Below are 20,494 nucleotides of genomic sequence, written 5' to 3' on the forward strand. Positions count from 1 at the left end.
CCGGGGAGGGGACGGTCATGAGCCAGATTCGACGATCCAGCCTGCGCAAGCGGCTCCACCAGGGGCTGCGGCGCCTGTTCTCGTCGCTGCCCAAGCCGATGCGCTTCGCGGTGTACCGGCGCATGGTGGACTGCGACCCGGCGCCATCGCAGCGTCTGGAGCTCAAGGTCGCGGACACGCAGGAGGAGCTCGACGCCTGCTTCCGCATCCTGCACGACGCCTACGTCGGCAGCGGCTTCATGAAGCCCGATCCCAGCGGCATGCGCGTGACCATCTATCACGCGCTGCCCACGACCACGACGCTGTGCGCCAAGTACGACGGCGTGGTGGTGGGCACCATCTCGATGGTGCGCGAAGGCGTGTTCGGCTTCCCGCTCCAGTCGGTCTTCGATCTCGAGGGCGTGCGGGCCAAGGGCGGCAAGATCGCGGAGATCTCGGCGCTGGCGGTCGCGCCGGCCTTCCGCAAGACCGGCGGGGCGATCCTGTTCCCGCTGATGAAGTTCATGCACCAGTACTGCACCGAGTACTTCGACACCCGGCACCTGGTGATCGCCGTGAACCCCGACAAGATCGAGCTCTACGAGGCGCTGCTGTCCTTCACGAGACTGCGCGAGCAGACGGTGTCGGAGTACGACTTCGCCAACGGCGCGCCGGCGGTCGGCGCGACGCTGGACCTGCACGAGGCCGATGCGCTGTTCGAGAAGCGCTACCGCGGCCGGCGGCCGGAGAAGAACCTGCACCACTACTTCTTCCGTCACCGCCTGCCCAACATCCGGCTGCCCGAGCGCCGCTTCCACACGACCAACGACCCGGTCATGACGCCGGCGCTGCTCGACCACTTCTTCAACCACGTCGTGCCGGTGTTCCCGACGATGGACGATCGCAAGAAGGCGCTGCTGTGGTCGGTGTACCGCGACGACGCCCAGTTCCGCGAGGTGCTGCCGATGCTCAGCGGGGGCGGACAGGACCTGGGGCGTTCGTTGCGGCAATATCCGCGCTACTCGATCCGGTGCCCCGGCCACCTCGACATCCGCGCCGCCAACGACAGCCAGCTGGGCCATTTCGACCTGGACGTGATCGAGGTGTCGGCGCATGGCTTCCAGGCCGAGTGCGACCACGACCTGCCGTTGAACCAGGACGGCACGGTGGAGATCGAACTCGGCCACAACGAGATCGCGCATGTCACCGCACGCGCGGTGCGTCGCAAGGACACCGAGCAGGGAAGCTTCTACGGCTTCCGCATCGACGAACCCGACCGCCATTGGCGCAGCTTCGTCTCCACGCTGGAGATGGGCACCACGACGAAGGACCTGGCCGCATGACCCGCAGTGCCCGCAGCACCCGTTCGACGATCCTGGAGGGCACCGGCGCGATGCCGCCGCAGGAGGCCGCGCTGGCGGATCGCCTGCTTCCTCGTCGCCGCGACGTGCTGGCGTTCAGCACCCTCGGTCTCCTGGGTGGCGCGGGTCTGCTTGGGGCCGCGAGGCCGGCGCGGGCGCAGGAGATGTCCAACACCTTGCCCGACCTGATCGACCGCAGCCGTCAGGCGGTGGTGGCGGTGGGGACGTTCGCGGCGACGGACAACCCGCGTTTCGGTTTCCGCGGCACCGGTTTCGTGGTCGGCGACGGGCGCCGCATCGTGACCTGCGCGCATGTGATCCCGAACCCGATCGAGAAGGATCTGGCGATCACCGTTCCCGCGGCGGGCCATGCATCCGGTCAGCCCCAGCTGCGACCTGTGAAGCTGCTGCGCCGTGACACGGCGCGCGACCTGGCGATCCTGGAACTGGCCGACGACAAGGGCGCGCTCGTCGACGTCCTGTCGCTGTCGGAGGTCGCCGGCGAGCAGCCGGTGGTGCGCGAGGGCGCTGCGGTGGCGTTGATGGGGTACCCGATCGGCACGGCGCTGGGCGTGACGATGGCGACGCACCGGGGCACGGTGGCGGCGATCACGCGCGCGGCGCTGCCGGCGCCGACGTCGAACACGCTGTCCGAGCGCGCGGTGCGCCAGCTCCGCGAAGGCCCGATGGAATTCCTGCAGCTCGACGCGACGGCTTACCCGGGCAACAGCGGCGGTCCGCTGCTGGACATCCGCACCGGCAAGGTCGTGGGCGTGATCAACATGGTCGTGCTCAAGGGCACGCGCGAGTCGGCGCTCAGCGCGCCGAGCGGCATCACTTACGCGGTGCCGGTGAAATACGTGTGGCCGTTGCTGGAGAAGTGATCGCGGTGGCCACCGGGCCGAGGAGGCCTCAGCCCGGATGCGCCACCGGCGCGGCCGCGCCAGCCTGCGGCGCGGACTCGCGCAGCAGCAGCGCCAGCAACCCGCCCGACGCCGCGAACACCGCGCCGACCGCGAACGCCACGCGGTAGCCGCCCGCCAGCGCCACCGGCATCGCCGAGCCCAGCGCGCCCAGTTCCGCCGTGCGCGCCGCCGCCAGGCTGGCCAGTACCGCCAGCCCGAGCGAGCCGCCCATCATGAAGGACGTGTTCACGACGCCTGAGGCCAGGCCGGACTCGCTGGGCGCGACCTCGCTCATCGCTGCCAGCAGCACCGGGTTGAACGCGACGCCCGCGCCCAGCCCCAGCAGCAGCATCCCCGGCAGCACGTCGATCCAGAAGCCGCCGTCCGCTGGCGCGCGCGCGAACAGCGCCAGCCCCAATGCCGCCAGCAGCAGTCCCCCGCACAAGGGCTTGCGCAGGCCCAGCTTCATGACGAGCTTCGCCGACAGGCCCACCGAGAAGGCCGCCATGATCAGGTTGGCCGGCAGGAAGCCCAGGCCCACGTGCATCGCGTCGTAGCCCAGCACGAGCTGCATGTACAGCGCCGACAGGAAGAACCACGCGAACATCGCCGCCGCCCACAGCACGCCGATCACGTTGGACACCGCCACCGAGCGCAGCCGGAACAGCGACAGCGGCATCAGCGGATGCGCGACCTTCGTCTCCAGCACCAGGAAGACGATCAGCAGCGCCACGGCGGCTCCGAGCAGTCCCAGGGTGCTCGGCGACAACCAGCCCGCCTCGTTGCCGTTGACCACCGCGTACACCGCCAGCATCAGCGACAGCGTGACCGTCAGGGCGCCGGCCCAGTCCAGCGTCTCGTCCGGCGCCGTCGGACCGCCGCGGTCGATCAGCCAGAGGCACAGGCCGATCACGACCGCGCCGATCGGCAGGTTCACCAGGAAGATCCAGTGCCAGCTCAGCGCGCTGGTCAGCAGACCGCCCAGCAGCACGCCGATGCTGCCGCCGCCCGCGCAGACGAAGCCGTAGACACCCATGGCCTTGGCGCGCTCGCCGGGCTCCGTGAACATGTTCATGATCAGCGACAGCGAGATCGCCGACACCACCGCGCCGCCCAGCCCCTGCACGGCGCGCGCCGCGATGAGCAGGGCCTGCGTGTGCGCCAGGCCGCAGGCCGCCGAGGCGACCGTGAACAGCGCCAGCCCGGCTAGGAACATGCGCCGGTGGCCGTACAGGTCGCCCAGCCGCCCGCCCAGCAGCATGAAACCGCCGAAGGTCAGCATGTAGGCGTTGACGACCCAGACCAGCGAGGTCTCGGTGAACTGCAGGTCGGCGCGGATCGAGGGCAGGGCCACGTTCACGATGGTCGTGTCCAGCACGATCATCAGCACGCCCAGGCACAGCACGCCCAGGGCCAGCCAGCGACGCCGTTTCGGATCAAGGGGGATGTCATGGAATCAAGGGGTTCGTGGTCGATCGGAGGGTGTCTTTCCCCACGACGGGCGGGCCTTCGTGAAATCGACACGGACGCGTTTGTAGCAGCGGGCGAGGGGGCTCGCCAGTGCCGTTCGCCGGTCTGGCGCGCCGTGCCGCCACCGGCTGTCAGCTGTCGGTCGATTGCCTACACGGCCTGCGGAAATCGCTGTACCGCGCGATGCGGCAACTCTGTCTGCCGCGGAAACGCCCTGAAACGGAAGATTCGTTCCATCAACAGGGGGACACCACATGAGCACCACCAAGTACCTCAAAGCGATCCGGGCGGAACGCAACAGCGGCTTCAAGAGCGCGATGCTGCTCAGCAGCCTGGCCATCGGCGCCGGCCTGCTGTTCAGCGCGGTCCAGGAAGCCCGCGGCGCCACGCCGGTGACCAACACCTTCCCGGTGACGGCCACGATCACGAGCTCCTGCACGGTGTCCGGCTCCAACCTGAACTTCGGTTCCGCGATCGACCCGCTGGTCGCCGGCACGCCGCTGGACGCCACGTCCACGCTGACCGTCACCTGCTCCAACACGACGCCCTACACCGTGGCGCTGAACGCCGGCGCGAATGCGGGCGGCGCGACCAACTTCACGAGCCGCACGATGAAGAGCGGCTCCGACACGCTGGGTTATCAGCTCTACCTGGATTCGGGCCGCAGCTCGGTCTGGGGCGACGGCACCTCGTCGTCCACCGCCAAGAACGGCACCGGCACGGGTTCGGCCCAGTCGCTGTCGGTCTACGGCCGCATCCCGTCGCTGGCCAGCGTCGTGCCGGGCAGCTACACCGACACCGTCACCGTGACGATCAGCTACTGACGCTGATCCGATCCCGGTCCTGGTCTTGTGCCTTCGAGGCAGAACTCAGGACCGACCGTTTGCTCGAGTGCTGACAGTTTTCGCCGCCTGACTCGCGATTGATTCCGGCCAGCAGTACCGCCGGGGCACGCGAATCGGCCTCCCCCTCTGACACGTCGGCGGCGTGTCAGCACTCGACAATGTTCACCGCGAGACCGCCCCGGGCGGTCTCCTTGTATTTGGTCATCATGTCGGCGCCGGTCTCGCGCATGGTCTTGATGACCTTGTCGAGACTCACGTGGTGCGTGCCGTCGCCGCGCAGCGCCATCCGCGCCGCGTTGATGGCCTTCACCGACGCGATCGCGTTGCGCTCGATGCAGGGGATCTGCACCAGGCCGCCGACCGGATCGCAGGTCAGCCCGAGGTGGTGCTCCATGCCGATCTCGGCCGCGTTCTCGGTCTGCGCCGGCGTGCCGCCCATCACCGCGCAGAGCGCGGCCGCCGCCATCGAGCAGGCCACGCCCACCTCGCCCTGGCAGCCGACTTCGGCGCCCGAGATCGACGCGTTCTCCTTGTAGAGGATGCCGATCGCCGCGGCCGTCAGCAGGAAGTCGACGATGCCGTCCTCGTTGGCGGAATGGACGAAGCGCGCGTAGTAGTGCAGCACCGCCGGCACGATGCCGGCCGCGCCGTTGGTCGGCGCGGTCACGACGCGTCCGCCGGCGGCGTTCTCCTCGTTGACCGCCAGCGCGTAGAGGTTGACCCAGTCCATCACCTGCAGCGGATCGCGCAGCGCAGCCTCAGGATGGGCGACCAGGTCGCGGTAGAGCGCGGCCGAGCGGCGCTTCACCTTGAAGCCGCCGGGCAGGATGCCCTCGGTGCGGCAACCGCGCTGCACGCATTCCTGCATCACCTGCCAGATCTTCAGCAGGCCGGCGCGGGTCTCCTCGTCCGTGCGCCAGTGGCGCTCGTTGCGGCGCATGATCTCCGCGATCGAGCAGCCTTCCTTCTCCGTCAGTTCCAGCAGCTCAGCGCCCGACTTGAAGGGATAGGGCAGGACGGTGGTGTCCGGCGCGATCTGCTTCTGCTTGCTGCCGTCGGCCAGCACTTCCTCGCTGACGACGAAGCCGCCGCCCACCGAGTAGTACACCCGGTTCTGGATCTCGATGCCTTCGGCGTCGTAGGCGATCAGCCGCATGCCGTTGGCATGCAGCGGCAGGCTCTGGCGGCGGTACATGACGAGGTCGCGCGCTTCGTCGAAGGCCACGACGTGGTCGCCGCCCAGCGCGATGCGCTTGTCGTTGCGGATGCTCTCCAGGATCCCGGGAATCGACTCGATGTCGACGGTGTCGGGCTCATGCCCGGCCAGGCCGAGCAGCACGGCCTTGTCGGAGCCGTGGCCTTTGCCGGTCGCGCCGAGCGAGCCGTACAGCGCCGTGGCGACGCGCACGGTGCGATCAAGCACGCCCTCATGTCGCAGGCGTTGCACGAACATGCGCGCCGCGCGCATCGGACCGACGGTATGCGAGCTCGACGGCCCGATGCCGATCTTGAACAGGTCGAAGACGGAGACTGCCATGGCGGACCTCGTGGGTGGCTCTTGCGGATGTGGAGCGTCCGCCCGCGTCGCTCGTGACGCGCGGGGCCGGACGGCCTGGATGGAAACTAGGCCAAAAGAAGGCCGCGTCAGCGGCCTTCCTCGATCACCCTGATCACTCGTCGGCGTAGGCCGACAGCGGCGGGCAGCTGCAGACCAGATTGCGGTCGCCGTAGACGTTGTCCACGCGGCCGACCGGCGACCAGTACTTCACGTGGCGCAGCGCCGGCACCGGGTAGGCGGCGTCGTCGCGGCTGTAGCCGTGGGTCCACTCGGTCTTGAGCAGGCTCTCGGCGGTGTGCGGCGCATTGACCAGCGGGTTGTCCGTCTTGGACCACGCGCCGGACTCCACCTTCGCGATCTCTTCGCGGATCTGGATCATCGCGGCGATGAAGCGGTCCAGCTCGAACTTCGATTCGCTCTCGGTCGGCTCGACCATCAGCGTGCCCGCGACCGGGAACGACAGCGTCGGCGCATGGAAGCCGTAGTCGATCAGGCGCTTGGCGACGTCCTCGGCGGAGATGCCCGAGCTGTCCTTCAGCGGACGCAGGTCCAGGATGCACTCGTGGGCCACGCCGCCGCCCTTGACGCCGTCGATGTTGCCGCTGAAGTGGATGTCGTAGTGGTCGGACAGGCGCGCGGCCACATAGTTGGCCGACAGGATCGCCGTTTCGGTCGCGGCCTTGAGGCCGACCTCGCCCATCATGCGGATGTACATCCACGAGATCGGCAGCACCGCCGCGTTGCCCAGCGGCGCGGCGGACACGGCGCCGATGGCGGTCTTCTCGCCCAGGCCGGCCGCGCGGTGCGCCGGCAGGAAGGGCACGAGGTCCTCGACCACGCAGACCGGGCCGACGCCCGGGCCGCCGCCGCCGTGCGGGATGCAGAAGGTCTTGTGCAGGTTCAGGTGGGACACGTCGCCGCCGAACTGGCCCGGCGCGGCGATGCCGACCAGCGCGTTCATGTTGGCGCCGTCGACGTACACGCGACCGCCGTGTTCATGCACCAGCGCGCAGATCTCCTTGACGTGCGTGTCGAACACGCCGTACGTCGAGGGGTAGGTGATCATGATCGCGGCCAGGTTGGCGCTGTGCTGCTCGCACTTGGCCTTCAGGTCGGCCAGGTCGATGTTGCCTTCCTTGTCGCACTTGGTGACGACGACCTGCATGCCCACCATCTGGGCGGAGGCCGGGTTGGTGCCGTGCGCCGATTCCGGGATCAGGCAGATCTTGCGGTGCGCGTCGCCGCGCGACTCGTGCCAGGCCTTGATGATCAGCAGGCCGGCGTACTCGCCCTGCGAGCCGGCGTTGGGCTGCAGCGAGACGCCCGCGTAGCCGGTCGCCTGGCACAGCCAGGCGGTCAGCTGCTGGTCGAGCTGGGCGTAGCCCTGCAGCTGGCTCTGCGGCGCGAACGGATGCACCTGCGCGAACTCGGGCCAGGTGATGGGGATCATCTCGCTGGTCGCGTTCAGCTTCATCGTGCACGAGCCCAGCGGGATCATGCTGCGGTCCAGCGCCAGGTCCTTGTCGGAGAGCAGGCGGATGTAGCGCAGCATCTCCGTCTCGGAGTGGTGGATGTTGAAGATCGGGTGCGTCAGGTAGGCGCTGGTGCGCGACAGCGCGGCGGGAATCAGCGTCGAGGCCGACGCGCCGGCGAACGCGTCCGCGACCGGCTTGCCTTCGGCGAAGACCGTCAGCAGCGCCTGCAGGTCGGCGCGGGTGGTCGTCTCGTCGAGCGTCAGGCTGATGCTGTCGTCGCTGGCCTGGCGCAGGTTCATGCCGGCGGCGACGGCGGCGGCCAGCACCGGGCCGGTGTGCGCGCCGGTCTTCACGTGCAGCGTGTCGAACGAGGTCTCGTGGACCAGCGTCAGGCCCAGCGCCTTCAGGCCCCGCGCCAGCACGGCGGCGTAGGCGGCGACGCGTTGCGCGATGCGCTTCAGGCCTTGCGGGCCGTGATAGACGACGTACATGCTGGCCACGACGGCCGGCAGCACCTGCGCGGTACAGATGTTGGAAGTGGCCTTCTCGCGGCGGATGTGCTGCTCGCGGGTCTGCAGCGACAGGCGATACGCGGGCTTGCCGTGCGAGTCGACGGACACGCCGACCAGGCGGCCCGGCAGCGAGCGCTTGAACTCGTCGCGGCAGGCCATGTAGGCGGCGTGCGGGCCGCCGGCGCCCATGGGCATGCCGAAGCGCTGCGTGGTGCCCACGGCGATGTCGGCGCCTTGCTCGCCCGGCGACGCGATCAGCGTCAGCGCCAGCAGGTCGGCGGCGGCGACCAGCAGGCCGCCCTGCGCGTGCACCGCGTCGGCGATTGCCTGCAGCGGGCGCACCACGCCGGTCACGCCGGGGTACTGCACCAGCGCGCCGAAGCATTCGGTCTTGCCGGCGTCCTCGGCGGGGCCGACCTGGACGGTGATGCCCAGCGGCTCGGCGCGGGTGCGCACGACTTCCAGCGTCTGCGGCAGCACGTCGTCGGCGACGAAGAACACCTGGCTCTTGCTCTTGCCCATGCGGGCGGCCAGCGTCATGCCTTCGGCCGCGGCGGTGGCCTCGTCCAGCATCGACGCGTTGGCGATGGCCATGCCGGTCAGGTCGCAGACCATGGTCTGGAAGTTGACCAGCGCTTCCATGCGGCCCTGCGAGATCTCGGCCTGGTAGGGCGTGTACGCGGTGTACCAGGCGGGGTTCTCGAGGATGTTGCGCAGGATCACGCCCGGCGTGAGGGTGCCGTGGTAACCCTGGCCGATGAAGCTCTTCAGGATCTGGTTCTTGCCCGCGATGCCCTTGAGCTCGGCCAGCGCCTGCGCTTCGGTCACGGCGTCCGGCAGGTCCATCTTCGCGGCGCGCTTGATGGCGGCCGGGACGATGGCATCGATCAGCGCGGCGCGCGACGCGGCGCCGATGGCCGACAGCATCAGCGTCTCGTCATGGGCGTCGGGACCGATGTGACGGGCGTGGAACTCGGAAGCGTTTTCAAGTTCGGCGAACGAGGGCAAGGCGGACATGGCGGGGCGATCCTGGAGAGAAGAATTCATTGCCGCAGGGCCCTCAGGCCCTGCGTGCATCGCTCAAGCGATTAGCTGTTCTTGACCAGCTCGTCGTAGGCGGTGGTGTCCATCAGGGCATCCAGCTCCGAGGGATCCGACAGCTTGACCTTGAAGAACCAGCCGGTCTTCAGCGGGTCGGAGTTGGCCAGCGACGGGTCGTCGCGCAGGGCCTCGTTGACTTCCACGATCTCGCCGGAGACCGGCGCGTAGACGTCGGCGGCGGCCTTGACCGACTCGACCACGCCGGCCACTTCCTTGGCGGCGAAGGACTTGCCGACGTCGGGCAGGTCCACGAACACGACGTCGCCCAGCGCGTCCTGCGCATGGACCGTGATGCCCACGGTGGCGATGCCGTCGGTGGTGTCGACCCACTCGTGGTCGGACGTGTACTTGATGCTCATGGAGAGGCTCCGTGCTACCTGATGGTTGCTGAAGGTTGAAAGGGGGAAACGTGATGCCGCGCGAGCCGGGGCGCCCCGGCGTCGCGGATCAGCCGCGGAAGTATCCGTTGGGCGTGAACGGCGTGGAAGAGACCGTCATCGGGGTGCGCTTGCCGCGCACTTCGGCGAAGAGTTCCGTGCCCAGCGCCGCGTACGGCGTCTGCACATAGGCCAGCGCGACCGGCCTGCCGACCGTGGGGCCCAGCGTGCCGCTGGTGACGACGCCGATCTCGGCGCCGTCGGCGTTGACGAGCTTGGCGCCCTCGCGCACCGGCATGCGTTCCGAGCTCACCAGGCCCACGCGCTTGCGCGCGGCGCCTTCGGCGAACTGCTTGTCGATGACCGCCGCACCCGGATAGCCGCCCGCGCGGGCGCCGCCGGCGCGGCGCACCTTCTGGATCGCCCAGGTCAGCGAGGCTTCGACGGGCGTGGTGGTCGTGTCGATGTCATGGCCGTACAGGCACAGGCCGGCTTCCAGGCGCAGCGAGTCGCGCGCGCCCAGGCCGATGGGCATCACTTCGGGCTGGGCCAGCAGCTTGCGGGCCAGTTCCACCGAGCGGTCGGCGGGCACCGAGATTTCATAGCCGTCCTCGCCGGTGTAGCCCGAACGGGTCACGAAGGTGGGGATGCCGTCCAGCTCGAAGAAACCGCCGGTCATGAACACGAGCTTGGCGACGTCGGCGTTCAGGCGCGACAGCGCCGTCACCGCCTGCGGGCCCTGCAGCGCCAGCAGCGCCTGGTCCGGCAGCGGACGCACCTCGCAGCGGCCTGACAGGTGCTTCTGCATGTGGGCGATGTCCTGGTCGCGGCAGCCGGCGTTGACCACGACGAACAGGCCGTCGGTGCGGCGCGCGACCATCAGGTCGTCGAGGATGCCGCCGTCGTCGGCGGTGAAGAGGGCGTAGCGCTGCTTGAACATCCCGAGGTCGACGATGTCGACGGGGACCAGCGTCTCCAGCGCGGCGGCGGCGTCATCGCCGACCAGCAGCACCTGGCCCATGTGCGACACGTCGAACAGGCCGGCCTGGGCGCGCGCATGCTTGTGTTCCGCCATCACGCCGGCGGGGTACTGCACCGGCATGTCGTAGCCGGCGAACGGCACCATCTTGGCGCCGAGTTCGACGTGGAGCGCGTGCAGCGGGGTCTTGTGCAGGGACGTGTTCAGGGCTTGATCGGCGGACATGTCTGGCTCCGAGGGCATTCGTCATGACCACCCCGACCGTGAACCGGTCACGTCAAGGTGGGGGAGATGCCCTCGCTGTCCGCTTTACCTGAGAGATTGGCCGTCGGCGTTTGACCGGCGGCTTGCCCCTTCGGTGGACGGGCTCGACCGCAAGGTCCGCCCCGTCTCTCTCCAGTGAGGACGCCCGATGTCTCGAGCGTTTCGTCAGTCCTTTTGCCTGAGCGTTCGCAGCGTGGGATCACCAGTGCCACTGCGCCTTCGGCGGCTCCCGCGAGGGAGCTCTCTCCTGACAGGGGCGCATTGTAGTCATGGAATCCGGGGGCGGTCCGATGAAACCCCGGGGACCCACGTGCACAATCGCGGCCATGCGACTCCTGCTGGTGGAAGACGACCTCATGATCGGCGAGCAGCTGCTCGAGCTGCTGCGCGCCGAAGGTTATGCCGTGGACTGGGTGCGGGACGGCGAGATCGCCGACACCGCGCTGCAGTCCCAGACCTACGACCTGGTGATCCTGGACCTGGGCCTGCCCAAGCGCGACGGCATGAGCGTGCTGCAGGCCCTGCGCGGCCGCAAGCAGGCGGTGCCGGTGCTGATCGCCACCGCGCGCGACGCGACCGCCCAGCGGGTGGCCGGGCTGGATGCCGGCGCGGACGACTACGTGCTCAAGCCCTTCGAGCTCGACGAGCTCCTCGCCCGCATCCGCGCGCTGCTGCGCCGCGCCGCCGGCCGGGCCGAGCCCGTCTACGAGCACATGGGTGTCAGCATCAATCCCGCCACGCGCGAGGTCACCGCCAACGGCCACCCGGTCACGCTGTCGCAACGCGAATGGGCGGTGCTGGAGCCGTTGCTGGCACGCCCGGGCATGGTGCTCTCCCGCCAGCAGCTCGAAGAGAAGCTCTACGGCTGGAAGGACGAGATCAGCAGCAATGCCGTCGAGGTCTACATCCACGGCCTGCGCAAGAAGCTCGGCGCGGAACTGATCCAGAACGTGCGCGGCGTCGGCTATCGCGTGCCCAAGGAATGACGGCGGACGCCGGATCCGGCGCGGGTCGCCGCGGCCGCCTGACGCTGCTGCCGCGCTCGCTGCGCTACCGCCTGCTGATGTTCCTGCTGGGGGCGGTGCTGACCGGCGCGCTCGTCCAGGGCATGAGCGCCTACCGCAACGCGCTGATGGAGACCGACGAGATCTTCGACTACCAGATGCAGCAGGTGGCCTTGTCCCTGCGCGCGGGCATGGGCACGGGCCTGCCGCTGCCGCTCGGCGAAGAGCAGAGCATCGACCTGATCGTCCAGGTCTGGGGCCTGGACGGCACGCCGCTCTACCGCTCGGCCGGCCCGGACTGGCTGCCGCAGCGCGCGGTGCTGGGCTTCTCCAACGTCGCCCTGCGCGGCAAGCGCTACCGTGTCTTCGCCGTCCAGGGCCGCTTCCAGGTCGTGCAGGTGGCGCAGGACATCGCGGTCCGACAGCGCATGGCCGGACAGCTGGCCTGGCGCACCGTGCTGCCGACCGCCTTCATGCTGCCGATGCTGGCGCTCGTCGTGTGGTGGGTGGTGTCGCACTCGCTGGCGCCGCTGGAGCGGGTGCGCCAGCAGCTGTCGCGCCGCGCGGCGCAGGACCTGGCCCCCGTCGACGAGGAGGACGTGCCCGCCGAGGTCCAGCCGCTGGTCACCGAACTCAACGCGCTGCTGGACCGCGTGCGCCAGGCCTTCGAGCAGCAGCAGCACTTCGTCGCCGATGCCGCCCATGAACTGCGCTCGCCGCTGGCGGCCCTGAAGCTCCAGTTGCAATCGCTGCGCCGCGCGCCCGACGAAGCCGCCCGCGGCCAGGCGCTGGAGAAGCTCGGCCTGGGCATCGACCGGGCGTCCCACCTCATCGAACAGCTGCTGGCGCTGGCACGCCAGGACAGCGCCAAGGTGCAGGCGCCGGCGCAGCCCATCGCCCTCGACGTCCTGTGTCGCGATGCCGTCATCGACGGCGCGACGCTGGCCCAGGCGCGCGGCATCGACCTCGGCATGGAGCGCTGCGACGCCGTGCTGGTCGACGGTCATCGCGAGGCGCTGACGATGCTGCTGCGCAACCTGCTCGACAACGGCATCAAGTACGGCCGCAGCCGCGTGGACCTGAGCCTGGAGCGCAGCGGGGGTCAGGCCTTGCTGGTGGTCGAGGACGACGGCCCCGGCATTCCCGACGCCGAGCGCGGCCGCGTGTTCGACCGCTTCTACCGTTCCGAGTCGCAGGCCCAGCAGGCGCCGGGCAGCGGCCTCGGCCTGGCCCTGGTGCGCAGCATCGCCGACGACCACGGCGCGACGCTGCGGCTGGGCCATAGCACCGCGCTGGGCGGCCTGCGCGTCGAGCTGTCGATGCCGCTCTCCCGCGCGCCGCAGCCCGTGCCGCCGCCGCTGCTGCAGCCGACCGCACCACCTCCGGCGCTCCCGCCCACCTGACTCCGAGGTCAGCGAGTCTCGATGGGGCCGGAATGAGGCTGGGGGTTCGCGGACGCGATGCCCCCTGCCTCGTGGAGAGCCCGCGCCTGGCCAACCGGAGTCCAGCGGCGTCTGTCCCCGCTTTACCGCCCCTTCACCGCCCCTCTCCCACGCATTAAGAGCGACCTAAGCGAAGGTGCTCACACTTCCAGTCATCGAGTCGCCGCCGGGGCCCATCCCCGACGAGGCTCAGCGAATCTGGAGGTTCACATGACTCAAGTGGAGAAGATGATTCCGGTGAAGAAACTCGTGTGGGCGCTGGCCGCGGCTGGCGTGCTGGGGGCGGCGGGCGGTGCGCTCGCCATGCGCAATGCGAAGCTGATGCCGGTGGCGGATGGCTCGACACAGGCGACGGCCGACGCGGCCGCGACGTCGGGCGGCGACACCCAGGTGGCCGCGGCCACGACCCCGCTGACCAGTACCGGCGGTGCGACGGCCACCGCGAATGCCGCGGCGCCGGCCGCGACCTTCACGCCGCCGCCGTCGGGCATGCCCGACTTCGCGCAGATCGCCGCGGCGCAAGGCCCGGCGGTGGTCAACATCAGCGTGTCGGGCACGGTCAAGACGCGTGCCGCGCGCGCCCCGCAGATCGATCCCGACGATCCCTTCTACGAATTCTTCCGGCGCTTCGGCGTGCCGGGCATGCCTGGCGGCCCCAACGGCGGCGGTGAAGGCGGCAGCCGCGAGATCCGCGGCCAGGGTTCCGGCTTCATCGTCAGCGCCGACGGCGTGATCCTGACCAACGCCCACGTCGTGCAGGACGCGCAGGAGGTGGTCGTCAAGCTGACCGACCGTCGCGAGTACCGCGCCAAGGTGCTGGGCAGCGACAAGTCGACCGACGTCGCGGTCCTGAAGATCGAGGCCAAGAACCTGCCGACCGTCCGCCTGGGCGCGACCAAGGACCTGCGCGTGGGCGAATGGGTGCTGGCGATCGGCTCGCCCTTCGGTTTCGAGAACAGCGTCAGCGCCGGCGTGATCAGCGCCAAGGGCCGCTCGCTGGGCCCGGACGAGAGCCGCGTCCCCTTCCTGCAGACCGACGTCGCGATCAACCCCGGCAACTCCGGCGGCCCGCTGTTCAACGCGCGGGGCGAGGTGGTCGGCATCAACTCGCAGATCTACAGCGCCTCGGGCGGCTATCAGGGCCTGTCGTTCGCGATCCCGGTCGAGGTGGCCACCAAGGTCCGCCAGCAGATCGAGAAGGGCGGCAAGGTGCAGCACGCCAAGCTCGGCGTGATGGTGCAGGAGGTCAACCAGGGCTTCGCCGACTCCTTCAAGCTGGACCGTCCGGAAGGCGCGCTGGTCGCCAACGTCGAGGACAACGGTCCGGCCGCCAAGGCGGGCCTGCGCTCGGGTGACGTGATCCTCGGCTTCAAGGGCCAGCGCATCGTGTCCAGCGGCGATCTGCCGGCGCTGGTGGACCAGTCCCTGCCTGGCGACAAGGTCGACATCGACGTCTGGCGCAGCGGCAAGCGCGAGACGGTCACCGCCACCCTCGGCGATGCCAACGAGAAGGGCGCCAAGCTGGCCAAGGGCGGCGGCGAGGCGGATGCCGATCACGCCAAGCTGGGCCTGACCCTGCGGCCGCTGCAATCCGAGGAGCGCCGCCAGCTCGGCACCCGCGACGGCCTGCTGATCCAGGAGGTCGGCGACGGCAGCGCGGCGGCGCGCGCGGGCGTCCGTCCCGGCGACGTGCTGCTGGCGGTCAACGGCACGCCGGTGCAGTCGCTGGACCAGGTCCGCAGCGCGGTCAAGGGCGCGGAGAAGTCGGTCGCGCTGCTGGTGCAGCGCGGCGGCGACAAGATCTTCGTGCCGGTGCGCATCGGCTGACCGCGCGCGTTCCGGCGTCCTCGGTTCCTTTCCTTCACGCCGGCCTCCGGGTCGGCGCCAGTCCCAACCAACCGCTGCCTGTGGCGGTTGCTCCGTGGGGCCCGCGCGTGGTGGCGCGGGCCCTTTTTGATCAGGCGGGACGGAGGCGCCGATCGCGCGCTGGCATCATGCGCGGCATGCCGTCGCCATTGCCGAAGTTGCCGTCCAGCTCCGAATCTGCCGCTCCTTCCGTCCCCCTTCCGCCGCTCCTTCCGCCGCGCGTGAGCGCAGCGCACGCGCGATCGACGCCTTCATCGAGTCGCTCTGGATCGAGGAGGGCCTGTCCCGCAACACCCAGCTGGCCTACCGGCGCGACCTCCAGCTGCTGGCCGAGTGGGTGGCCATGGAGCGGGACCGGACGCTCGACCAGGTCGAGGAACTCGACCTGATGGGCTATGCGACCGCGCGCCACGACGGCGGCAAGGCGAGTTCGGCGAACCGGCGGCTCTCGGTCTTCAAGCGCTACTTCCGATGGGCGCTGCGCGAGCGCCGCATCGAGCGCGACCCCACGCTCAAGCTGATCACCGCCAAGCAGCCGATGCGCGTGCCCAAGACCTTGTCGCAGCTTCAGGTCGAGGCGCTGCTCGACGCGCCCGACGTGGGCACCGCGCAGGGCCTGCGCGATCGCGCGATGCTGGAGCTGATGTACGCCAGCGGCCTGCGCGTGACCGAGCTGGTCACGCTCAAGAGCGTGCACGTGGGCCTGCGCGAGGCCGTGCTGCGCGTGACCGGCAAGGGCGACAAGGAGCGGATGGTGCCGTTCGGCGAGGAGGCGCATGTCTGGCTGATGCGCTACCTGGGGGAAGCGCGCACGCAGCTGCTCAGCGCGCGCAACACCGACGACCTCTTCCTCAGCCGCTTCGGACAGGCGATGACGCGGGAGAGCTTCTGGCGGATCGTCAAGAAGTACGCCGTCATCGCCGGCATCACCAGCCCGATCTCGCCGCACACGCTGCGGCATGCGTTCGCGACGCATCTGCTCAACCACGGCGCGGATCTGCGCGCGGTCCAGCTGCTGCTTGGCCACGCGGACCTGTCGACGACGCAGATCTACACGCACGTGGCGCGGGAGCGCCTCAAGGCCTTGCACGCGGCACACCATCCGCGCGGGTGAAGCGACGCGCGGCGCGAGGCCTCGGATCCGTGGCCGTCGTCCTGATCGTGGCCGTGGCCGGGGAGGGCGTCCTGACCGCGCCGATCAAGCCACCGGCAGACCGGCAGGCGGCTTGATCTCCTCCAGGCAGATCATCGACCGTACGTCGGCCACGCCGTCGAGCTGCATCAGCTTGTCGGTGAGGAACTTCGACAGCGCCTGCAGGTCGCGCGCGACCACCTTCAGCAGGTAATCGGAGTCGCCCGACACGGTGTGGCACTCCAGGATCTCGGGGAAGTCGCGGATCAGCGACTCGATCTCCCGCACGCGGACGAAGGCCTGCGCGGTGATGTTCAGGCTGACGTAGGCGGTGACGCTCAGCCCCAGCGCCAGCGGGGCCACGTCGGCGCGGTAACCCCGCAGCACGCCGCGCTCTTCCAGCGCGCGCACGCGGCGGAAGCACTGCGGCGCCGACAGGTGGACCTGCGTCGCCAAGTCGACGTTGGACATCCGGCCGTCGCGCTGCAAAGCCTCCAGGATCCGCAGGTCGATCGCGTCCAGCGCCACCGGTCCCGTCGGCCGGGCAGGGGTCGGTTTCTTCTCCGATCTGTCGTTCATCTTGTTCGTCAACGATGCCTTGGCGAGGAATTGTTGCGATTCTAATGATCCAGATGAACGAAGCGTGCGTGGCGGCACGCCAACGCCAGGTGCCCGACGGCCCGCCATCGGCGAGAATCCGGCCCCATGGATCACAGTTTCCTCTCCGCCCTCATCCTGCTGCTGCTGGTGCTCGACCCGCTGGGCAGCCTGCCGATCTTCATCCCGATCATGCGGGCCGTGCCGCGTGAGCGCCGGCTGAAGGTCGCGCTGCGCGAGGTCGGCATCGCCTTCTTCGTGCTGCTCGCGTTCATGTTCCTGGGCGAGGGCTTCCTGCGCCTGATGCACCTGTCCGAGCGGTCGCTCGAGGTGGCCGGCGGGGTGATCCTGATCATCATCGCGATCCGGATGATCTTCAGCCACGCCGGCGAATCCGCTTACGGCGTGGAGACCGGCCGCGAGCCGTTCATCTTCCCGCTGGCCGTGCCGCTGCTGGCCGGTCCGTCGGCGATGGCGACGGTGCTGCTGCTGGCCTCGCGCCAGCCCGACCGCGTCGCGGAATGGATTGGCGCGCTGTTCACCGCGATGGTGATCTCGTTCCTCGCGCTGATCCTGGCGGACCGGATCCGCAAGCTGCTGGGGGACTCGGTCGTCTCCGCGATCGAGAAGCTGATGGGCCTGGTGCTGACCGCCATCGCGGTCGAGATGATCCTGTCCGGCCTGAAGCGCTACTTCGTCGGCGGGTTGTGACGACGCGTCAGACGCCGCGGGGCGTTGGGGACATCTCTTGCGCCGCCTTGGCGGCGGACGGCGAGTGGCGCCACTCGTCCACCGTCATGCCGTAGACCGCGATGTCCGCCTCGTGCCAGCGCTGCGTCTCGCGGTAGCTCATGCCGAGCTTCTTCATGATGTGCGCCGAGCCCTCGTTCTCCGGCTCGCAGACCGCGACGATCTCCGGCGCGTTCAGCGTGTCGAACGCGAAGGCGGCCATCCGGCGCGCCGCCTCCGAGCCGTAGCCCCGGCTCCAGCGATCGCGGCGCAGGCGCCAGCCGATCTCGTGCGGATTCGTGGTCTCGCCGCGCAGGTGCTGGATGCAGCCGGCGCCGACGATCTCGCCGGTCTCGATCTCGAAGAAGGTCCACCAGCTGAAGCCCCAGTCGCCCCAGCGCTTCTTGACCCGGTCGATCATGGCTTGCGTGTCCGCGAGCGTGTCGGGCTTGCCGGTGATGTAGCGCATCACCTCGGGGTCGCGGTTCATCTCGAACAGCCCGTCCAGGTGGGCGTCGGTCATCGGCTCGAGACGGAGCCGAGGGGTGGTCAGGATCGTCATCGCCCGACTGTACGACGCGCTCAGCGCGCGTGACTGTGGTCACCTTCGCGGGTGCCGGCGTCCGGCGGGGTCGAAGGCGGGCTCGAAGCCGCGCCTGCGGATGCGGCCGCCGGCTGCCGCAACGCCGACAGGTCGATCTCCTGCGGCGGCTGCGCCCCGTTGAGCCAGCGGATCCGGCAGCGCCCGGCGCGCTTGGACTCGAACATGGTCTGGTCCGCGCGGCTCATCAACACCTCCGCATCGACGCCGTCGAGCGGGTAGTGCGCGACGCCGAAGCTGGCGCCGACCTGGACCACCGCGCCCGAGCTCAACGGCACCGGCGCCAGGATCGCGCGCAGCAGCCGCTCGCACACGGGGCGGCTGTCGCTGGGCGAGGGCAGTGGGGTCAGCAGCACGACGAACTCGTCCCCGCCCAGGCGCGCGGCGGTGTCCGTCGCCCGGATCCCGGCCGCCAGCCGTTGCGAGACCGCCTTCAGCACCTCGTCGCCCGCGTCGTGGCCGTGGGTGTCGTTGACGGCCTTGAAGCCGTCCAGGTCCAGGTAGGCCACCGCCACCGCCTGCTTCAGCCGTTGCGCCGAGGCGATCGCCTGGCGGAGCCGGTCGGCGAGCAGCACGCGGTTGGGCAGGCCGGTGAGCGCGTCGTGGAAGGCCGCGCGTTCGACGCGCGCCTCGTAGGCCTTGCTCTGCGTGATGTCGACCATCATCCAGAGCGTGGTCTCCTCGTCGCGCTCGCCCGGCAGCGCGACGCCGTTCAGGTCCACCCAGACGAGGCTGCCGTCCTTGCGCCGCATCTGCTGCTGGCTGCGGTAATGCCCGCCGCGCCGCAGCACCGGATAGGCGTTCTGGCCGAGCGCGACGAAGGTGTCCTCGTCGATGTAGAGGTCGCGCACCGGCAGCCCGAGCATCTCGTCGCGGCCGTAGGCGAACAGCCGTTCCAGCGCGCCGTTCTTCCAGACGATGCGCCGGCCGCGCAGCTTGGCCATGGCGATGACCTCGGTGTCCAGCATCGCCTGCTGGTCCAGCGTCAGGCGGCGCAGGTCCTCGGTCATCGCGTCGGCGAGCGCCTGCGCGCGGGCGCGGCCGGCCGCCAGCAGGTAGCTCGTCGCCGCCAGCAGCGCCGTCAGCAGCAGGCCGATCAGCCCCGGCCCCCAGCCGGCGGCGTCGATGACGGCGCGTTCGTAGGCGGTCGTCAGCGCGGCCTCGACGCGGAAGGCGCGGCCGGAGATCTCGAGCTGGCGCTCGTCCCGGACGACGCGGCTGTCGAAGCCACTGCGCGCGGTCGGCGGCGCGTCCAGCGGCTGGATGCCGGTGGCGGAGTCCAGCAGCAGGTCCTCGGTCGGCGTGTGGTCGTCGACCAGCAGCCGGAAATCCATGGGCGCGGCCGCCAGGCCTTCCTTGAGGCCGTGCAGGATCTCCTGCGCCACCAGCGGCGCGTAGAGCACGCCCAGCAAGGCCTGGCGCCGCTGCTCGGGCGTCGTCGGATCGGCGCCGTCGCGGAAGACCGGCACCAGCAGCAGCATGCCGGGCCCGTGGGCGCGGTCCTGCACCAGCGGCACCGGCGCGGACAGCGTCGCCTCGCCGGTGGTGATGGACCGCTCGATGGCGCGGCGGCGGATCGCCTCCGACCCCAGGTCGAATCCCCAGGCCGGGTAGTTCTGCGACAGCGGCTCGATGTGCGCGACGACGAAGAGGTCCGGCGCGGTATTGCCGAAACCGCGCACCGAGAACTGCGGCGCGCCGTCGGCCCGCTCGGCGGCGATGAACGCGGGGAGATCCGCCCGCATCACGCGCGGGACGAAACCGAAGCCGCGCACGCCGGGGAACTCGCGCGGCAGGTCGCGCGATTCGACGTAGGCGCGGAACGCGCCCCGGCTCATGCGGCCGTGCAGGGCGGCGATCGTGCCGCGCGCGCCCTTCAGGCCGTAGACCGGTTGCGTGAAGCGCTGGACGATGTCGTGCTGCAGTCGCTCCATCTGCGCGTCGAGGACGCGGTGACCTTCGGCGACGACGCGGTTGCGGTTCCACAGCATCGCGCTGAGCGTCAGCGCCAGACCCACCAGCAGCACCAGCAGCGCGGCCACGACGGCAGGCATCGGCAGGTCGTCGGGCGGCGGCGCGACGGTCTCGTGGAAGGTGGAATCCCGTGGATCCCGCGGATCCTGCGGAGGTGGCTCTGGGGTGACGTGCACGGGCAGGGCGGTCAGGCCGCGGGCGCTGGACACAGCCGTCGACTGTAGAGCAGGCGCGGGCCGCCTGCATGCGTCCTTGCGGCGCGCCCGGATTCGTTACAACTGATGCCACGCGGCGTGGCGCAAGCGCCTATCCTCCCTCGCTCA

At 70.0% G+C, this 20,494-nt stretch carries 16 protein-coding genes and 2 riboswitches; of the genes, 8 read left to right on the forward strand and 8 right to left on the reverse strand.

The window, feature by feature from the left end; genetic code table 11:
- Nucleotides 1-17 precede the first annotated feature (17 nt).
- Together ACQ859_RS13985 and ACQ859_RS13990 are read left to right on the forward strand one after the other, a co-directional pair.
- Complete coding sequence (locus ACQ859_RS13985) at nucleotides 18-1,322, forward strand: GNAT family N-acetyltransferase (protein ID WP_431266282.1); 1,305 nt, start codon at nucleotides 18-20, stop codon at nucleotides 1,320-1,322.
- Nucleotides 1,319-2,224, forward strand: a complete 906-nt coding sequence (locus ACQ859_RS13990; protein ID WP_431266283.1) for a S1 family peptidase — start codon at nucleotides 1,319-1,321, stop codon at nucleotides 2,222-2,224. Before ACQ859_RS13985 ends, ACQ859_RS13990 begins: the two co-directional genes overlap by 4 nt.
- A gap of 28 nt (nucleotides 2,225-2,252) precedes the next feature.
- Here the strand turns inward: ACQ859_RS13990 and ACQ859_RS13995 are convergent, their stop codons facing one another.
- Nucleotides 2,253-3,692: a DHA2 family efflux MFS transporter permease subunit gene (locus tag ACQ859_RS13995; RefSeq protein ID WP_431266549.1), complete on the reverse strand. Its 1,440-nt coding sequence runs from the start codon at nucleotides 3,690-3,692 to the stop codon at nucleotides 2,253-2,255.
- Nucleotides 3,693-3,969: 277 nt separating this feature from the next.
- On the opposite strand from ACQ859_RS13995, the gene ACQ859_RS14000 reads away from it, so the two are divergent.
- The gene (locus ACQ859_RS14000) at nucleotides 3,970-4,539 is read left to right on the forward strand and encodes a Csu type fimbrial protein (protein WP_431047037.1); all 570 of its coding nucleotides are present in this window, start codon (nucleotides 3,970-3,972) and stop codon (nucleotides 4,537-4,539) included.
- A 166-nt stretch (nucleotides 4,540-4,705) separates the two neighbouring features.
- Here the strand turns inward: ACQ859_RS14000 and ACQ859_RS14005 are convergent, their stop codons facing one another.
- The 4 genes from ACQ859_RS14005 to gcvT all read right to left on the reverse strand — a co-directional run bounded on the left by ACQ859_RS14005 (nucleotide 4,706) and on the right by gcvT (nucleotide 10,787).
- Nucleotides 4,706-6,097 (reverse strand): L-serine ammonia-lyase, encoded by a 1,392-nt coding sequence (locus ACQ859_RS14005; RefSeq protein ID WP_431266284.1) that lies wholly within the window; start codon nucleotides 6,095-6,097, stop codon nucleotides 4,706-4,708.
- A 133-nt stretch (nucleotides 6,098-6,230) separates the two neighbouring features.
- Nucleotides 6,231-9,122, reverse strand: a complete 2,892-nt coding sequence (gcvP, locus tag ACQ859_RS14010; RefSeq protein WP_431266285.1) for an aminomethyl-transferring glycine dehydrogenase — start codon at nucleotides 9,120-9,122, stop codon at nucleotides 6,231-6,233.
- A gap of 71 nt (nucleotides 9,123-9,193) precedes the next feature.
- Nucleotides 9,194-9,565, reverse strand: a complete 372-nt coding sequence (gcvH, locus tag ACQ859_RS14015) for a glycine cleavage system protein GcvH (RefSeq protein WP_431266286.1) — start codon at nucleotides 9,563-9,565, stop codon at nucleotides 9,194-9,196.
- An 88-nt stretch (nucleotides 9,566-9,653) separates the two neighbouring features.
- The gene (gene gcvT / locus ACQ859_RS14020) at nucleotides 9,654-10,787 is read right to left on the reverse strand and encodes a glycine cleavage system aminomethyltransferase GcvT (protein WP_431266287.1); all 1,134 of its coding nucleotides are present in this window, start codon (nucleotides 10,785-10,787) and stop codon (nucleotides 9,654-9,656) included.
- A 65-nt stretch (nucleotides 10,788-10,852) separates the two neighbouring features.
- A riboswitch (glycine riboswitch) is annotated at nucleotides 10,853-10,972 on the reverse strand.
- A gap of 10 nt (nucleotides 10,973-10,982) precedes the next feature.
- Nucleotides 10,983-11,086: riboswitch (glycine riboswitch) on the reverse strand.
- Nucleotides 11,087-11,152: 66 nt separating this feature from the next.
- Here gcvT and ACQ859_RS14025 point away from each other — a divergent pair.
- From ACQ859_RS14025 to xerD, 4 genes are all read left to right on the forward strand, one after another.
- Nucleotides 11,153-11,812, forward strand: coding sequence for a response regulator (locus ACQ859_RS14025; RefSeq protein WP_088408195.1), 660 nt, complete (start codon nucleotides 11,153-11,155; stop codon nucleotides 11,810-11,812).
- Entirely contained in the window at nucleotides 11,809-13,233 is a 1,425-nt protein-coding gene (locus ACQ859_RS14030) for an ATP-binding protein (protein ID WP_431266288.1), read from the forward strand. The genes ACQ859_RS14025 and ACQ859_RS14030 overlap by 4 nt, the downstream gene beginning before the upstream one ends.
- A gap of 249 nt (nucleotides 13,234-13,482) precedes the next feature.
- On the forward strand, nucleotides 13,483-15,099 hold the full coding sequence (locus ACQ859_RS14035; protein WP_431266289.1) for a DegQ family serine endoprotease: 1,617 nt from the start codon (nucleotides 13,483-13,485) through the stop codon (nucleotides 15,097-15,099).
- A gap of 214 nt (nucleotides 15,100-15,313) precedes the next feature.
- Complete coding sequence (gene xerD / locus ACQ859_RS14040; RefSeq protein WP_431266550.1) at nucleotides 15,314-16,252, forward strand: site-specific tyrosine recombinase XerD; 939 nt, start codon at nucleotides 15,314-15,316, stop codon at nucleotides 16,250-16,252.
- An 84-nt stretch (nucleotides 16,253-16,336) separates the two neighbouring features.
- Here xerD and ACQ859_RS14045 read toward each other — a convergent pair whose 3' ends face one another.
- Nucleotides 16,337-16,849 (reverse strand): Lrp/AsnC family transcriptional regulator, encoded by a 513-nt coding sequence (locus ACQ859_RS14045; RefSeq protein ID WP_431266290.1) that lies wholly within the window; start codon nucleotides 16,847-16,849, stop codon nucleotides 16,337-16,339.
- A 126-nt stretch (nucleotides 16,850-16,975) separates the two neighbouring features.
- On the opposite strand from ACQ859_RS14045, the gene ACQ859_RS14050 reads away from it, so the two are divergent.
- Nucleotides 16,976-17,578, forward strand: coding sequence for a MarC family protein (locus ACQ859_RS14050; protein WP_431258008.1), 603 nt, complete (start codon nucleotides 16,976-16,978; stop codon nucleotides 17,576-17,578).
- 7 nt (nucleotides 17,579-17,585) lie between these two features.
- Here the strand turns inward: ACQ859_RS14050 and ACQ859_RS14055 are convergent, their stop codons facing one another.
- Nucleotides 17,586-18,158, reverse strand: coding sequence for a GNAT family N-acetyltransferase (locus tag ACQ859_RS14055; RefSeq protein WP_431266291.1), 573 nt, complete (start codon nucleotides 18,156-18,158; stop codon nucleotides 17,586-17,588).
- 20 nt (nucleotides 18,159-18,178) lie between these two features.
- Complete coding sequence (locus ACQ859_RS14060) at nucleotides 18,179-20,380, reverse strand: CHASE domain-containing protein (protein ID WP_431266292.1); 2,202 nt, start codon at nucleotides 20,378-20,380, stop codon at nucleotides 18,179-18,181.
- Nucleotides 20,381-20,494 lie beyond the last annotated feature (114 nt).

It is taken from the genome of Roseateles chitinivorans, assembly GCF_050632235.1.
Classification (GTDB): Bacteria; Pseudomonadota; Gammaproteobacteria; order Burkholderiales; family Burkholderiaceae_C; genus Roseateles; species Roseateles chitinivorans_A.

Excerpts from the sequence above, each read along its gene's own strand:
- ACQ859_RS13985 (WP_431266282.1), top strand. The coding sequence starts at position 18 with ATGAGCCAGATTCGACGATCCAGCCTGCGCAAGCGGCTCCACCAGGGG.
- ACQ859_RS13990 (WP_431266283.1), top strand. The coding sequence starts at position 1,319 with ATGACCCGCAGTGCCCGCAGCACCCGTTCGACGATCCTGGAGGGCACC.
- ACQ859_RS14000 (WP_431047037.1), top strand. The coding sequence starts at position 3,970 with ATGAGCACCACCAAGTACCTCAAAGCGATCCGGGCGGAACGCAACAGC.
- ACQ859_RS14005 (WP_431266284.1), bottom strand. The coding sequence starts at position 6,097 with ATGGCAGTCTCCGTCTTCGACCTGTTCAAGATCGGCATCGGGCCGTCG.
- gcvP (WP_431266285.1), bottom strand. The coding sequence starts at position 9,122 with ATGTCCGCCTTGCCCTCGTTCGCCGAACTTGAAAACGCTTCCGAGTTC.
- gcvH (WP_431266286.1), bottom strand. The coding sequence starts at position 9,565 with ATGAGCATCAAGTACACGTCCGACCACGAGTGGGTCGACACCACCGAC.
- gcvT (WP_431266287.1), bottom strand. The coding sequence starts at position 10,787 with ATGTCCGCCGATCAAGCCCTGAACACGTCCCTGCACAAGACCCCGCTG.
- ACQ859_RS14025 (WP_088408195.1), top strand. The coding sequence starts at position 11,153 with ATGCGACTCCTGCTGGTGGAAGACGACCTCATGATCGGCGAGCAGCTG.
- ACQ859_RS14030 (WP_431266288.1), top strand. The coding sequence starts at position 11,809 with ATGACGGCGGACGCCGGATCCGGCGCGGGTCGCCGCGGCCGCCTGACG.
- ACQ859_RS14035 (WP_431266289.1), top strand. The coding sequence starts at position 13,483 with ATGACTCAAGTGGAGAAGATGATTCCGGTGAAGAAACTCGTGTGGGCG.
- ACQ859_RS14045 (WP_431266290.1), bottom strand. The coding sequence starts at position 16,849 with ATGAACGACAGATCGGAGAAGAAACCGACCCCTGCCCGGCCGACGGGA.
- ACQ859_RS14050 (WP_431258008.1), top strand. The coding sequence starts at position 16,976 with ATGGATCACAGTTTCCTCTCCGCCCTCATCCTGCTGCTGCTGGTGCTC.
- ACQ859_RS14055 (WP_431266291.1), bottom strand. The coding sequence starts at position 18,158 with ATGACGATCCTGACCACCCCTCGGCTCCGTCTCGAGCCGATGACCGAC.